11 protein-coding genes are annotated in these 14,802 nt (G+C 70.7%); 6 read left to right on the top strand and 5 right to left on the bottom strand.

Annotation, left to right across the window (positions count from 1 at the left end; translation table 11 throughout):
- Positions 1–105: 105 nt before the first annotated feature.
- Positions 106–2,673 carry an aminopeptidase N gene (gene pepN, locus QIS96_RS10495; protein WP_282542203.1) on the bottom strand — a complete coding sequence of 856 codons (2,568 nt, stop codon included), beginning with the start codon at positions 2,671–2,673 and terminating at the stop codon, positions 106–108.
- A 132-nt stretch (positions 2,674–2,805) separates the two neighbouring features.
- On the opposite strand from pepN, the gene QIS96_RS10490 reads away from it, so the two are divergent.
- Genes QIS96_RS10490 through QIS96_RS10480 form a run of 3 tightly spaced genes read left to right on the top strand, consistent with a single transcriptional unit; the run spans position 2,806 to position 4,573 of the window.
- The gene (locus QIS96_RS10490; protein WP_282542202.1) at positions 2,806–3,555 is read left to right on the top strand and encodes an ABC transporter ATP-binding protein; all 750 of its coding nucleotides are present in this window, start codon (positions 2,806–2,808) and stop codon (positions 3,553–3,555) included.
- A 33-nt stretch (positions 3,556–3,588) separates the two neighbouring features.
- A complete protein-coding gene (locus QIS96_RS10485; protein WP_282542201.1) occupies positions 3,589–4,389 on the top strand; it encodes a helix-turn-helix domain-containing protein in 801 nt (266 codons plus the stop codon).
- Positions 4,379–4,573, top strand: a complete 195-nt coding sequence (locus QIS96_RS10480) for a DUF397 domain-containing protein (protein WP_282542200.1) — start codon at positions 4,379–4,381, stop codon at positions 4,571–4,573. Before QIS96_RS10485 ends, QIS96_RS10480 begins: the two co-directional genes overlap by 11 nt.
- Here QIS96_RS10480 and QIS96_RS10475 read toward each other — a convergent pair.
- The 3 genes from QIS96_RS10475 to QIS96_RS10465 all read right to left on the bottom strand — a co-directional run bounded on the left by QIS96_RS10475 (position 4,554) and on the right by QIS96_RS10465 (position 9,435).
- The gene (locus tag QIS96_RS10475) at positions 4,554–4,778 is read right to left on the bottom strand and encodes a hypothetical protein (protein WP_282542199.1); all 225 of its coding nucleotides are present in this window, start codon (positions 4,776–4,778) and stop codon (positions 4,554–4,556) included. The two genes, QIS96_RS10480 and QIS96_RS10475, sit on opposite strands and share 20 nt — an antisense overlap.
- Positions 4,779–4,971: 193 nt before the next feature.
- Positions 4,972–5,988, bottom strand: a complete 1,017-nt coding sequence (locus QIS96_RS10470; RefSeq protein ID WP_282542198.1) for an aspartate-semialdehyde dehydrogenase — start codon at positions 5,986–5,988, stop codon at positions 4,972–4,974.
- Between the two features lie 177 nt (positions 5,989–6,165).
- Positions 6,166–9,435 (bottom strand): S8 family serine peptidase, encoded by a 3,270-nt coding sequence (locus QIS96_RS10465; RefSeq protein ID WP_282542197.1) that lies wholly within the window; start codon positions 9,433–9,435, stop codon positions 6,166–6,168.
- A 144-nt stretch (positions 9,436–9,579) separates the two neighbouring features.
- Between QIS96_RS10465 and QIS96_RS10460 the strand changes: the two genes are divergently transcribed.
- From QIS96_RS10460 to QIS96_RS10450, 3 genes are all read left to right on the top strand, one after another.
- On the top strand, positions 9,580–10,038 hold the full coding sequence (locus QIS96_RS10460; protein WP_282542196.1) for an NUDIX hydrolase: 459 nt from the start codon (positions 9,580–9,582) through the stop codon (positions 10,036–10,038).
- A 158-nt stretch (positions 10,039–10,196) separates the two neighbouring features.
- Positions 10,197–11,948: a TIGR03767 family metallophosphoesterase gene (locus QIS96_RS10455; protein ID WP_282542195.1), complete on the top strand. Its 1,752-nt coding sequence runs from the start codon at positions 10,197–10,199 to the stop codon at positions 11,946–11,948.
- 101 nt (positions 11,949–12,049) lie between these two features.
- Positions 12,050–13,204, top strand: a complete 1,155-nt coding sequence (locus tag QIS96_RS10450) for a serine hydrolase domain-containing protein (RefSeq protein WP_282542194.1) — start codon at positions 12,050–12,052, stop codon at positions 13,202–13,204.
- Positions 13,205–13,570: 366 nt separating this feature from the next.
- Here QIS96_RS10450 and QIS96_RS10445 read toward each other — a convergent pair whose 3' ends face one another.
- Positions 13,571–14,506 (bottom strand): hypothetical protein, encoded by a 936-nt coding sequence (locus tag QIS96_RS10445; RefSeq protein ID WP_282542193.1) that lies wholly within the window; start codon positions 14,504–14,506, stop codon positions 13,571–13,573.
- Positions 14,507–14,802 lie beyond the last annotated feature (296 nt).

Raw genomic sequence — 14,802 nt, 5'->3', positions numbered from 1 at the left:
TGAAGAGGGCCCGGACCGGGTGCGTCGCTGTGTGCGGCACCCCGGAACCGGGCCCTCCATATGGCTTCTGAGTGAGCGTCAGAAGACGCTCGTCGAACCGGTGGTTCAGCCCGCCGCAGCGTCCGCGGCCTGCGCCTTCAGTGCCCGCTCGACGCCCGCGCGGGACTCCGAGACGAGCCGGCGCAGTGCGGCGTTCGGCTCCTCGACGGCGAGCCAGGCGTCCGTCGTGTCGAGCGTGGCCTGGGCGACCTGAAGCGACGGGTAGAGGCCGACGGCGATCTGCTGCGCCATCTCATGTGAACGGGATGCCCACACATCCTTCACAGCGGCGAAGTACTTCTCCGTGTACGGGGCGAGAAGTTCACGCTGGTCCACCTGGACGAAGCCCGCGATCACCGCCTCCTGCACGGCGTTCGGCAGCTTGTCGGCCGCCACGACCGAAGCCCATGCCTCCGCCTTGGCCTCGGCGGTCGGCCGGGCCGCGCGCGCGGTGGCCGCGTGCCGCTCGCCCGCGGCGGTCCTGTCCCGCTCGTACTCGGCGGCGATCTCCTTCTCGCCGGCCCGGCCGGTCGAGGCGAGCCGCTCCAGGAAGGCCCAGCGCAGCTCGGTGTCGACGGCGAGGCCTTCGACGGTCTCGGTGCCGTCCAACAGGGCGGCGAGCAGGTCGAGTTGCTCGGTCGTACGCGCCGCGGCGGCGAACGCGCGGGCCCAGGCCAGCTGGTGGTCGCTGCCCGGCTCGGCGGCCTTCAGATGCGTGAGGGCGGCCTCGGTCCAGCGGGTGAGGCCGGTCTCGCGCCAGTCCGGGGCCGCGTACAGCTCAAGGGCCAGCTTGACCTGGCGGTGCAGGGACTGCACGACGCCGATGTCCGACTCCTTGCCGATGCTGGACAGGACGAGCGAGAGGTAGTCGCGGGCGGCCAGCTCGCCGTCCCGCGTCATGTCCCAGGCGGAGGCCCAGGACAGGGCGCGCGGCAGCGACTCGGTGAAGTCGCCGAGGTGCTCGGTGACGACCTTCAGGGACTCCTCGTCGAGCCGGACCTTCGCGTACGACAGGTCGTCGTCGTTGAGCAGGATCACCGCGGGCCGCTGCTTGCCCACGAGGGCGGGCACGGCGGTGAGTTCGCCGTCGACGTCCAGCTCGACCCGCTCGGTGCGGACCAGCTTGCCGTCCTGCAGCTCGTACAGGCCGATCGCGATGCGGTGCGGGCGCAGCGTCGGCTCGCCCTTCGCGCCGACGGGCAGCGCGGGGGCCTCCTGGCGGACGGCGAACGAGCTGATGACGCCGGCGGCGTCCGTCTCGATCTCCGGCCGCAGCACGTTGATGCCCGCTGTCTGCAGCCACTTCCGTGACCAGGTCTGCAGATCGCGCCCGCTGGTCTCCTCCAGGGCGCCGAGCAGGTCGCTCAGCCGGGTGTTCCCGTACGCGTGCCGCTTGAAGTAGGCCTGCACGCCGCGGAAGAACTCGTCCATGCCGACGTACGCCACGAGCTGCTTGAGGACGCTCGCGCCCTTGGCGTAGGTGATCCCGTCGAAGTTCACGAGGACGTCGTCGAGGTCGTTGATCTCGGCCATGATCGGGTGCGTGGACGGCAGTTGGTCCTGCCGGTACGCCCAGGTCTTCATGGAGTTGGCGAACGTCGTCCAGGAGCGCGGCCACTTCGAGCCGGGCGCGTAGGCCTGGCAGGCGATGGACGTGTACGTGGCGAACGACTCGTTGAGCCAGAGGTCGTTCCACCACTCCATGGTCACGAGGTCGCCGAACCACATGTGCGCCAGCTCGTGCAGGATCGTCTCGGCCCGCACCTCGTACGCGGCGTCCGTCACCTTCGACCGGAACACATACTGGTCGCGGATGGTGACCGCGCCCGCGTTCTCCATCGCGCCCGCGTTGAACTCCGGCACGAACAGCTGGTCGTACTTGGCGAACGGGTACGCGTAGTCGAACTTCTCCTGGAACCAGTCGAAGCCCTGCCGGGTCACGTCGAAGATCGCGTCGGCGTCCAGGAACTCGGCGAGCGAGGGCCGGCAGTAGATGCCGAGCGGCACGCTCTGCCCGTCCTTCTCGTAGCTGGAGTGCACCGAGTGGTACGGGCCGACGATCAGCGCGGTGATGTACGTGGAGATCCGCGGCGTCGCCTCGAAGACCCACAGGTTGTCGCTGGGCTCGGGCGTCGGGGAGTTGGAGATCACCGTCCAGCCCTCGGGCGCGCGCACGGTGAACTGGAAGGTCGCCTTCAGGTCCGGCTGCTCGAAGCTGGCGAACACCCGGCGGGCGTCCGGCACCTCGAACTGCGTGTAGAGATAGGCCTGGTCGTCGACCGGGTCGACGAACCGGTGCAGACCCTCACCGGTGTTCGTGTACGCGCAGTCGGCGACGACCTTCAGCTCGTTGCGGCCCGCGAGCAGTCCGCTCAGGGCGATCCGGGAGTCGGCGAAGACGGCGGCCGGGTCGAGCGGCGCGCCGTTCAGGACGACCTCGTGCACGGTCGGCGCGACCAGGTCGATGAAGGTCTCGGCGCCCGCCTCGGCACTGTCGAAACGCACCGTGGTCACCGAGCGGTACGTGCCGCCCTCCTGTGCGCCGCCGAGATCCAGGTCGATCTCGTACGCGTCCACGGTGAGCAGGCGCGCCCGCTCCTGTGCCTCTTCGCGGGTCAGATTTGTGCCAGGCACGCGGTCATCTCCTCGGGGTGGGGCTCGGCTGGGACTCGGCTGCGTCCCGGTCTGGACTTTTCGGCAATCCTTGCACGTCCTTTGGGCATGCTGGGGTGGGTACGGGATGCCGTGGGGAAAGGGCGGGGACACGTGCTGGAGATCAAGGGCCTGGGCCACACGTACGACGACGGACACCGGGCCGTCGACGGCATCGACCTGGAGGTGGACCGCGGCGAGCTGGTCTCCCTGGTCGGCCCCTCCGGCTGCGGCAAGTCGACGCTGCTGCGCTGCGTGGCGGGCCTGGTGCGGCCGACGGAGGGCGTTGTGTCGGTGGACGGCACGCCGGTCTCGTCGGTCCCGGAGGGCCTCGCCGTCGTCTTCCAGGACTACACCCGCTCCCTCTTCCCCTGGCTGACGGTCCGCGACAACGTGGCCCTGCCGCTGCGGAGGCGGGGCCTGGGGCGAGCGGAACGGAGGGCGGCGGCTCTCGACGCGCTGGACGAGGTGGGGCTTGCGGACTCGGCCCGCAAGTACCCCTGGCAGCTGTCGGGCGGCATGCAGCAACGGGCGGCGATCGCCAGGGCGTTGGCGTACCGCCCGTCGCTCCTCCTGATGGACGAACCCTTCGGCTCGGTCGACGCCCAGACCAGAGAGGACCTGGAGGACCTGGTCCTACGGGTCCGCGCGGGCACGGGCATGACGATCCTGCTCGTCACACACGACATCGACGAGAGCGTGTACGTCGCCGACCGCGTGGTCGTCCTCACGGGCACACCGGGGCATGTCCACTCCGACCTACGGGTCGACCTTCCGTCCCCACGGCAGCAGATCACCACCCGGGAGTTGGCGGAGTTCGTATCCCTCCGGGCTGTGGTGGGGCGGGCGGTTCGGCGAGAATGAGGTAAATGTCTTGCCGGGGCGGGGAGTTGAGGCGTGGGCACTACGTACGGTGACTGGGTCAGGGAGCGCCGAGAGGCCGCCGGTATGACCCAGCAGGAACTGGCCGACGCGGCGGTGATGACGCGGTCGCACATCGCGCACATCGAGGCGGGCAGGAGGATTCCGTCCCCGGAGGACGCGCGGCGTTTGGACCGGGCGTTGGGGACGGGCGATGTGCTGCAGCGGTTTCGGCCTGGGGGTGATGAGCGGCCCGTAAAGGAGTACTTCGAGTCTGCCCGCCAGCTGAAGCAACAGGCCACGGTGCTACGGGAGTTCGGGCTGTCTTACGTTCCCGGGATTCTCCAGACGGAGGGCTATGTTCATGCGTTGCTGCGCCAGACCTTCCCGCCGCTGAGCGAGGCAGAACGGGAAAAGTCCGTCGCCACCCGGCTGAAGCGGAGCCAGATCCTCAAGGACCCGGTCAAGCCTGTGGTGTGGACGCTGCTCGACGAGGCAGTGATCCGGCGTCCTATCGGCGGGCCGCGGGTAATGGCGGAACAGCTCACGCACGTTGCCGACCTGGCGGACAACGGGCGCATCCGGCTCCACGTCCTGCCGCTGTCGGTGGAAGGTCATGTCCTCATGGCGAGCATGCTGAAGCTCATGTGGTTCGAGGATCAGCCGCCGGCGGCGTACACGGAAGCGACGTTCAGCGGCATGCTCCACGATGAGCCTGCCCAGGTCGAACGCCTGCAGAGCGCCTACCAGCAGGCGCTGGGCGATGCGCTGCCCATGAAGGAGTCGGTAGCCGTCTTGAGGGCAACTGCGAAAGACTATGCGAACCATGACAGTTGACGATCAGACCTGGCGTAAGTCCAGCTACAGCAATGGTGACGAGGGCGACTGCCTCGAAGTCCTCGACACGCATCCCACCGCCATCCCCGTCCGCGACTCCAAGAACCCCCACGGCCCCGCCCTGCTCATCCCCAAGCACAGCTGGGCCTCGTTCATCGCGGCGCTCAACGAAGACCGCGTCTGAGCGAGTAGCCGGGGCGCAGCTCGACGGTGAACGGCTCGTCGATGCCCGCGTCTGCGTGGACGGTGTGCACGAGGTCCTCGGCCATCTCCTGAGCCTCGGTCCAGGTGGCGCCCTGGGTGAAGGTCACGTAGTTGTCGGGAAGGCCCTTGACCTGGACCGCCCACCACTTTCCGTTTCGCGTGGCCTGTGCGGTGTACGTCTTCATGCCCACGTCTCCTCTTCGGTGCAGGCGGCGGCCACAACGTACGGCACCAACGCCGAGCGCCGGGCAGGCTGAGAATCCAGCCCACCCGGCGCTCACGGTGCCAAATCCAGCCCGTCCGGCGTTTGAGGACGAGCCCGGAGGGCGATCGACGGGGCGCGGGCCGTCCCGCGCCTCACGTCGACCTGAGCCGAGGTCAGCCCTTGAGCTCCGCCGCCACCAGCTCCGCGATCTGCACGGCGTTCAGCGCAGCGCCCTTGCGGAGGTTGTCGCCGGACAGGAACAGCGAGAGGCCGTTCTCCGCCGTCTCGTCGGCGCGGATGCGGCCCACGTACGACACGTCCCTGCCCGCGGCCTGCAGCGGCGTCGGGACGTCGGACAGCTCCACGCCCTCCGCGGAGGCGAGCAGCTCGGTGGCGCGCTCGGGGGGCAGGGGGCGCTCGAAGCGGGCGTTGACCTGCAGCGAGTGGCCGGAGAAGACCGGGACACGGACGCAGGTGCCGGAGACCTTCAGCTCGGGGATCTCCAGGATCTTGCGGGACTCGTTGCGGAGCTTCTGCTCCTCGTCGGTCTCGTTCAGGCCGTCGTCCACGATCGAGCCGGCCATCGGCAGCACGTTGTACGCGATCGGCGCGACGTACTTGTCGGGCTTCGGGAACTCGACCGCCGAGCCGTCGTGCGTGAGCTTCGGGGCGTCCGCGCCGACCTTCTCGACCTGCGAGTACAGCTCGTCCACACCGGCGAGACCCGAACCGGACACGGCCTGGTACGTGGCGACGACCAGGGCGGTGAGGCCGGCCTCGGCGTGCAGCGGCTTCAGGACCGGCATCGCGGCCATCGTCGTGCAGTTCGGGTTGGCGATGATGCCCTTCGGGCGGTCCTTGATCGCGTGCGGGTTGACCTCGGACACGACGAGCGGGACCTCGGGGTCGCGGCGCCAGGCCGAGGAGTTGTCGATCACCACGGCGCCCTGCGAGGCGACCTTCTCGGCGAGGGCCTTGGAGGTGGCGCCGCCGGCCGAGAACAGCACGATGTCCAGGCCCGTGTAGTCCGCGGTGGAGGCGTCCTCGACGGTCACGCCGTCCAGAACCGACCCGGCGCTGCGGGCCGAGGCGAACAGGCGCAGCTCGTCGATCGGGAACTTCCGCTCGACGAGGATCTTGCGCATGACCGTGCCGACCTGACCGGTGGCTCCGACGATTCCGACCTTCACTGGGATTCCTCCGCAATTCCGTACATGACGTCATCCGTACATGCCGTCTGGCATCCATGATGCGTCTGTCCAGGTCCGGCTTGTCCAATCCATTGTCCGACGTGCAAGACGACACACCGAGGGGCGGGCACCCGACCGGGCGCCCACCCCTCGACATCACTCAGAGCCACACAGGAACTACGGAACGACCTTCTCGATGCGGACCGAGCCCGCCCCGGCGACCGAGCCCCGGGCGTTCAGGATCTGCACCTCGCCGAAGAACTGCCGCCCCTCGGGCGCCGCGCCGGCCGCCACGACCTCGGCGTCGATCTGCGCGCTCGCCCCGTTGTCCAGCTTCAGCGGCTTGTCGGAGTCGACCTTCACCTCGCCGAGCGACGGCGCGAAGTACACGTCGAGGTAGTCGTAGGCCGTGGACCCGGACGGGACCGAGTAGCCGTCGACGACGATCGTGTACGTGCCGGGTGCGGGCTTGGCGATCCGCACGGCCTCCTCGGAGTCGCCGTCCGCCGCCGAGCCGACGACCTTGCCGTCCCTGAGCACGGTGAGGTCCAGGTCGGCGGTCTTGTCGGCCGGGTTGCCGATGACGACGTCCAGCTTCTCGGCGCCCTCGGGCACGACCACGGTGGTCTCCTGCGAGGCGCCGTGCGCGATCGTGGGCCGCGCCGCCTTGGACGAGCCGAGCGAGCCGCCCTTCAGCGTGCCGTCGACCGCCGCGTACCCGTTGGTGACCTGCCACTCGACGGGCGTCGCGGTGCCCACCTTCGCCTCGGGCACGACCTGCACGGCCGGGTCGAAGGCCACGCCGAGCACGGCGACGTCCAGCTTGTACGGGTTGTCGAGCAGCGGCGACGTACGCCGGGACTCGACCTCCAGCTCCCACACGCCGGGCTGCGGGTCTGCGTAGGAGCGCAGGTCGGGGCGGCAGGTGTTGGCCGGGTTGGGGTAGTTGGCGTAGCAGTTGACGGTGGAGGTCGGGTCGACCGGGACGCCGTACGGGTGCAGCGAGACGAAGCGGGTCTGGCTGCCCTTCGCCAGGCCGCCGAGCGCGACCTCAAGGGACTTGGCGCCCTCGGGCACGGTCACGAAGTACGACGTGGTGCTGTTGCGCTGCACCGTGCCGCTCGCGGCGTACGTGAACGCGGGCTTCTTCAGATCGTGCGCGACGACGACGGTCGACATGACCTGCTTGTCGGTGCCCTCGGTGCGCGGGTCGTCCAGCTCCACGATCGCCGAGTGCACACCGGCGGTGCGCGGCTTCGCCGTGACCTTCAGGGTGACCGGCTTGTTCAGCGGCAGCGACACCCACTCGGGGCTCGCGAGCCTGAACGTGCCGTCGTTGCGGGCGAGTTCCACCTCGTGGGCGACGGCGCGGTCCGGGCCGCTGGTGCGGGTGACGGTGACCTCGTACGTCTTCGACTCGCCGGCCTTCAGGCCGCCCTCACGGTCGTAGACGCCGGTGCCGGGCTTCTTCAGCTCCTGTTCCAGGGCCGTGTCGACGGGGGCCTGCACCCCGTACGAGTGGGCCGTGGCGCCGTCCTCGATGGACTCCCAGGCGTCCACGACGTCCATCAGGCCCGCGCCCTCCTGGTGCGGCTGGAAGCCGCGGATGTGGTGCGCGGTGGAGGTGAGCGCGGTGCGCAGCTCGTTCGGGGTGAGCTCGTCGCCCCGCTGCTTGGCCGCCGAGATCAGCAGTGCCGAGGCGCCCGCGGCCTGCGGTGAGGCCATCGAGGTGCCCTGCAACATCGAGTAGCCGGCGGGCAGTTCGTAGCCCGCCTCGGCGACCGGGCCGCCGGGCAGCCAGGTCTGCGTGGTGTTGATGGACGCGCCGGGCGCGGCGATCGTCGGCGTGAACCCGCCGTCCTCGCGCGGGCCGCGCGAGGAGAACGGCAGCATCGCGTACGGCTGCTCCACGGCCGAGCCGTAGTTGGACGCCCAGGTCTCGCGCGAGATCGACGCGCCGACGGAGATCACCTTGTCGGCGAGCGACGGGTCGCCGATGGTGTTCGTCCCCGGGCCGCTGTTGCCCGCCGAGATGACCAGCTGCACGCCGTACGTGTCGATGAGCCGGTTGTAGAGCTCCGCGCGGGCGTTGTTGCCGTCGTTGAGCGCCGGCAGGCCGCCGATGGACATGTTGACGATGTCGACGCCGCGCTTCGTGACGAGGTCGATCATGCCCTCGGTGAGCGCGACGTTGGTGCAGCCGCCGCTCCAGGTGCAGGCCCGCGAGGAGACCAGCTTCGCGCCGGGCGCGGCGCCGTTCATCCGGCCGCCGAACAGGGAGTTGGCGGCGGTGATGCCCGCGACGTGCGTGCCGTGCTCGGACTCGATGATGCCGACGTTGACGTAATCGGCCTTGGCGCCCGCCGAGTTGTACGTGACGTCCTTGCGGATCTCGACCACGAACGGCACGCGCTCGACGACGTCGGTGTCCGGCTTGTCCGTACCGAAGTACCCGACCTGGAAGCCGTCCTTGTACGGCTTCATGGCCTCGTCGTTCGTGAAGTCCGCGTCGTCGTTCAGGTCGACGCGGACGGTGCCCGCCTTGGCGTCGTACAGGACACCCCACTTGTCGGTGGTGTCGCCGTCCCGGTTCAGGTCGCCGTTCGCGTCGCCGCCCGTGGAGGCGGACTCGCGGAACCAGTTGACCTGGTACGAGCCCTCCGGCGCGGTCCAGGTCCGCCCGTCGAAGGTGAACGTGGGCCCGGCCGCGGGGGTGTTCATCCGGCGCCAGGTGGTGTCGCCGTCGATGACCGGGTCGGTGGCGGTGACCCAGTCGACGATCTTCCGCTCGCCGGTGGTGGTCTTCTGCAGCGCCGGGTGCCCGAGGTCCACGCCGGAGTCCAGGATGCCGATGGTGACGCCGCGCCCGTCCGCCTTCGGGTGCTCCTTCACGAACTCGACGGCGCCGGTCTCGAACGACGGGTTGTACGGGTTCTTCGCCGGGGTGTCCTTGCCGGGGGCGGGGTAAGTGCCCTGCCCCGCAGCGGTCTTGGCGCCCTTCGCCCGGTCGGCGGCCGGCGTCGGGTCGTCCAGCTTCACCTCGTGCCGCAGGTCGATCCCGTGCACGGAGGACAGCTTCGCGGCCTTCTCGATCGCGGCGTCGGCTTTGCCGGTGGGCACCGTGGCGCGTACGTACCCGAGCTTGTCGTAGGTACGTCCCACCGAGCCGCCCTCGACCGAGTCGAGCTGCTCGGCGACCTGTTCGGTGGCGCCGGGCGCGGTGGCGACCATCATGGTGACGGTCCTGTCCCCGTCGGCCTCGGCCTCGTCGAGCAGCCGGGCGTCGGCGGCGCCGAGCTTGTCGCCGGGCGAGGGGTCCGACTTGGCGGCGGGCGCGGGCCCGTCGGCGGCGAAGGCGGGCATCGGCGTGGCCGTGGTCAGCGCGGCCGCGAGTCCGGCGGCCATCGCTATCCGCGCCGCACGTCTCGCACCTGGTCTGGAGGTCATCTGCATCCCTGTGGTGAAGGAGCGGTCCGCAATTCGGGACCGGATGACCGCATAGCTTTACGCAACTGACTGGCTTTTGGGGAGAGTTAGCCGAACAGTGACCATTGCGGGAACGGTTTCGCCGCCGGGCCGTAACGTTCAAGGATGAGAGCGGAACTCCGGGTGGCGGCCTACGCCGTGTGCGTACGAGACGGACAGCTGCTCCTCGCCCGCCTCTCCGGCGGCAGCGTCGCGGGCCGCTGGACGCTGCCCGGCGGCGGCATGGAGCACGGCGAGGACCCCTACGACACGGTGATCCGGGAGGCCGAGGAGGAGACCGGCTACGACGTCGAGCCCGTCGCCCTCCTCGGCGTCGACTCGATCCGCCGCCGCTACCCGCGCGGGCTCGGCACGTTCGCCGACTTCCACGGCCTGCGCCTCGTCTACGAGGCCCGCGTCACGGGCGGAACCCTCCGCCACGAACAGAACGGCTCGACGAACCTGGCGGCCTGGCACGACCTGGAGACGGTGGGGGAGTTGCCGAAGGTGGGGCTGGTGGACGTGGGGCTGAGGCTGTGGCGCGCGGGCGGTGCCTCCAGCGATTCCAGCCCGTCCGGCGCTTGAGGAGAGCGCGAAGCGCGAAATCCCACCCCACCCCCGCAGAACCCCCGTACCCCGATAGGTCACCCCCGTTGCACCCGCGTTCACGCACAAGCCACCCCCGCTGCCAAGCATCCAGAGGACCGCAGCCGCGAACGCACCGCACCCGGGGAGACCGCGCCATGCCGCGCATCCGCTCTGTCGCCGCCAGCCTCGACCGCCGTTCCTTCCTCGCCGCCGCGGGCGCCGTCTCGGCCTCCACGGGGATCGGCCTCGCCGTCGGCCTCAGCGGCGGCGAGGCGAACGCCGCCCGTCCGGCCGCCGCCCGCCCGGACGCCGCCACCGCGCTCAGCTCCCGCAAGGCGCCCGCCGCGCCCCTCGCCCCGTACACCGAGGGCACCACCCTGCACACCACCTCCGCGCCCCACCCCGGCCAGGGCTACGTACGGCTCGGCGAGGGCCCCGCCTGGGAGCGGGTCGTGCGCTCCGACCTCGCCGCGCCCAAGGCGGGCCGCACCGACCGGCGCACCGCCCTCGCCGCGTTCGTGCAGTTCACCGACCTGCACATCGTGGACACCCAGCACCCGCTGCGGTACGAGTACGTGCGCGGCGAGACGTCCAGCGCCTGGCGGCCGCAGGAGACCCTGTCCGTGGCGGGCGCGGTGGCGCTCGTGGAGCGCGTGAACGCCCTGCGCGGCGCGCCCGCGACCGGTGCGCCCCTCGGCTTCGTCATGACGACGGGCGACAACACCGACAACAACTCGCGCGCCGAACTCGACTGGTTCCTGCGGACGATGAGCGGCGGCAGCATCACGCCTAACACCGGCGACCCGCGCCGCTACGAGGGCGTCCAGGACAGCGGACTCAAGGAGTACTGGCACCCGGACCGCGCCGACTTCCGCGACGCCGACAAGCAGCTCGGCTTCCCCGCGATCCCCGGCTTCCTTCAGGCCGCGACCCGCGAGGTCCGCAGCCCCGGCCTGAACCTGCCCTGGTACTCGACCGTCGGCAACCACGACTCCCTGCCCGGCGGCTGCTACGCCTCCGGCGACAGCTGGTTCCACGAGTTCGCGGTCGGCGGCAAGAAGCTGATGTCGCTGCCCGAGGACCGCGCCGCCGCGTTCTGGAAGTCCGTGAAGAAGGGCCTCGACCCGAAGGGCGACCGGTTCCGCGAGCTGATGCGCACCGAGCGCAAGCGCCTGAGCTCCATCACCCCGGACGCCTCCCGCGCCCCGTTCACGCCCACCGAGTACGTGCGCGCCCACCTCGACCCGGCGTACGCGGGCCTGGGACCCGCGGGCCACGGCTACACGCAGGACAACGTGGACGCGGGCACGCAGCACTACGCGTTCCGCATCGCCGACGACGTGCTCGGCATCAGCCTCGACACCACGGACCCGGCGGGCCACTACGAGGGTTCGCTCGGCACGGCCCAACTCGACTGGCTCAAGGGTCAGTTGAAGCAGGCCGAGCAGGACGGCTCGTACGTCATCGTCTTCAGCCACCACACCAGCACGAGCATGCGGAACCTGCGCCCCGACCCGGACCGGCCGAACGAGGCCCGGCACGGCGGCGAGGAGGTCCTGGAACTCCTCGGCCGGCACAGCAGGGTCCTCGCCTGGATCAACGGCCACAGCCACCGCAACAAGATCACCCCGCACGGCTCGTTCTGGGAGATCACCACGGCCTCGCACATCGACCACCCGCAGCTCGCCCGGGTCGTCGAGCTGGTCGACAACCGCGACGGCACGCTGTCCGTGCTCACCACGCTCATCGAGTCGTCCGCCCCGCACCGCACGGATTTCGCCGATCTCTCCCAGCCCGGACTCGGCGCGCTCTACCGCGAGTTGGCCTTCAACGCCCCCGGCCGCAAGCCCGACCTCGGCGGCGACCGGGACGACCGCAACACCGAACTGGTCCTCCGGAAGGGCTGATTCCCACCCAACCGGCGCACGGCCGGTCAACCCCGCGACCGCCCCCGGAGTCCTGCCCCGCACACAGCAGCACGTACCACGTACGAGGGAGAGGGACGCTCATGGCAGCACGGACGGTGCGGACCGGCCTGGTGGGACTCGCGGCGGCGGCGCTCACGGCGACCGCGTTCACGACGCCCGCCCAGGCCGACTCCGGCAGGGGACACCGGGCGACGCAGGAGGCGATGGACGCGGCCGTCGAGGCGGGCGTGCCAGGGGTGGCGGGGCAGGCGCGGGACGCGGACGGCGTCTGGAAGGGCACGTCGGGCGTCGGCGACCGCGAGACCGGCGCACCGCGCAGCGCCCACGACCGCTACCGGATCGGCTCGCTCACCAAGACCTTCGTGTCGACGGTGCTGCTCCAACTCCAGGCCGAGGGCCGCATCGACCTGGACGACCCGGTGGACAAGTGGCTGCCGGGCGTCGTCGACGGCAACGGCCACGACGGCACGAAGATCTCCGTACGCCGACTCCTCAACCACACCAGCGGAATCTTCAACTACACGTCCGACCCCGACGTCGCCCGCAAGTCCTTCACCACGGACTTCCTGAAGCACCGCTACGACACGTACACCGCCGAGCAGGTCGTCGACATCGCGATGAGCCACGAGCCGACCTTCGAGCCGGGCACGGACTGGAGTTACTCCAACACGAACTACGCGCTCGCCGGGATGGTGATCGAGAAGGTCACGGGCCGGGCGTACGCGGACGAGATCGAGGCCCGCATCATCGACCCCCTCGACCTCGACGCCACGACGCTGCCCGGCACGGACCCGAAGGTCCCAGCTCCCAGCAGCCGCGCCTACTCGAAGCTGGCCCCGCCGGACGACCAGGACGCCCCGATCCACGACGTCACGGAGATGAACCCGTCGGTGGCGGGCGCGGCCGGCGCGATGATCTCCGACTCGGCCGACGTCAACCGCTTCTACACCTCGCTCCTGCGCGGAAAGCTGCTGCCCGAGCGGGAGTTGAAGGAGATGAAGACGACGGTGCCGACCGGCGAGGACTCCCCGAAGCTGGAGTACGGCCTCGGCCTGATGAAGCTCGGCGGCCTCACCTGCGGCACGGAACTCTGGGGCCACAGCGGCGGCATCAACGGCTCGTCCACGTACGGAGTGACCACGGAGAACGGCGACCACTCCCTCGCCTTCAACTTCAACGGCGACTGGACGGGGGACGCGGGCCCGGTGATCGAGGGCGAGTTCTGCGGCGGCTAACGGCTGCGCCGGGCCTCTTCCCCACCCCGCCCCTTCCCGAAAGCCTGCGGCGCTGTGTTTCCGGCTGCCCCGCCGTCGTGGCTGGTCGCGCAGTTCCCCGCGCCCCTGTCGGGGCACTCTCAGCCCCTCCGGCGTTTGAGGTGGGGGTCCCCCCTGCTCGAGCGTAGCCGAGAGCTTGGGGGAGGGGGTCCGGGGGCTGGCCCCCGTGCCGACGGCAGCCACGCGGCGGCAGCCGCATATCGGACACAGCCGGGAAGGGGCGGGGAGGGGATCAAAAACCAGCCCGTCCGGCGTTTGAGGACGAGCCCGGAGGGCGATCGACGGCGACCGAGTCGACGGTGCGGGACGTGCCACGTAAGCGCCGCCCTACCGCGGCAGCACCACCACGTACGCCGCCGGCTCCCGATCCACCGCCGCCATCAGCGCCGTACGCACCACCGTCGCCTGCTGATCAGCCCCCTCCCGCAGCTTCCGCGGCGTGACGTGGACGACCGTGATCCCCAACTGCTCCAGGTGCTCGCGCCGGCGCACATACTCCGACCACCCCGCCTCCGGCACCGTCCGCATGTCCAGCTCGACCGCCACCGCCTGGTCCGGCCAGTACGCATCGACCCCGCCCAGGTGCGGCCCGCCCGGCAGCCGCAGTTCCACGTTCCACACCGGGTCGGGCAGCCCGAACTCCCGCACCATCCGGAACAGCCGGTCCTCCGCGACCGCCCGCCCCTCGGCGACCAGCGACTCCACGGCGTCCGCCACGTACGGCCGGGTGAGGAGCCGCGCCTGCTCCAACTCCCGTACGACAGCGACGGGTTCGCAGTGCCCGCCCTGCACCGCCTCGGTGAGCAGACGCCGGACCGTACCGGCGTCGGAGAGCTGCTCGGCCGCGTCGGCGAGCGCGCGCGGCACGGGCGCCACATGCACCCCGGTGCGTTCCTGCGGCCGCGGCAGCGCCGCGCTCCGCACGATCCGGGCGAAGCCGGTGGACCGCAGCCGCCGGGTGCGCGGCACGAGCACGTCGATCCGGTCGAGGGAGAGCAGCGAGGGAGCGGAGGCGAACCCGTGCAGGGTCAGCGCCGCGAGCCCCGTGATCATGGCTTCCTCGTACGGCAGCACGGTCTCGCCGCCGACCGCCCGAGGCGCCTGCTGCGGCACGGTGCCGGGGCCCGGCGGGCGGCGTGCGTACAGCAGTGCGGCGTGCAGCCGTTCCTCGCTGGTCGGGGGCCCTGCGTGCGGCAGGTAGACCCCGGGCAGCAGCTCCTGCTGGGGCGAAGTGCGGTGCGACACGGGGGAGTTGTGGTTCATGACAGGCAGGTTCCCGGCTCGGTCGGCCGCTCTAACCGTTGTTACAGCCCTGTCGACAAACGCGGACAAGCCCGCCCTAAAGCCTGCGGCCCCTCGAACCGAAAGGCCCAGGTCCATTCGGGGGTTACGGGCGGGCGTTCACCTGACTTGTCACAAGTTAGCGCGGTCGACTTGTCACAAGTCAGCCCGTCGACTTGTCACAAGGTCCCCCTGGCGCACAAACGGGGGTGGGGGGGCGCCCCCCCCCCCCCCCCCCCCCCAAACCCCCCACACCCCCCCCCCCCCCCCGGGCCCCC

The sequence above is a fragment of the Streptomyces cavernicola genome (genome assembly GCF_029968035.1).
GTDB classification, from domain to species: domain Bacteria; phylum Actinomycetota; class Actinomycetes; order Streptomycetales; family Streptomycetaceae; genus Streptomyces; species Streptomyces cavernicola.
The sequence above is the reverse complement of the archived record's forward strand: the minus strand, read 5'-3'. Positions and strand labels throughout refer to the sequence as shown.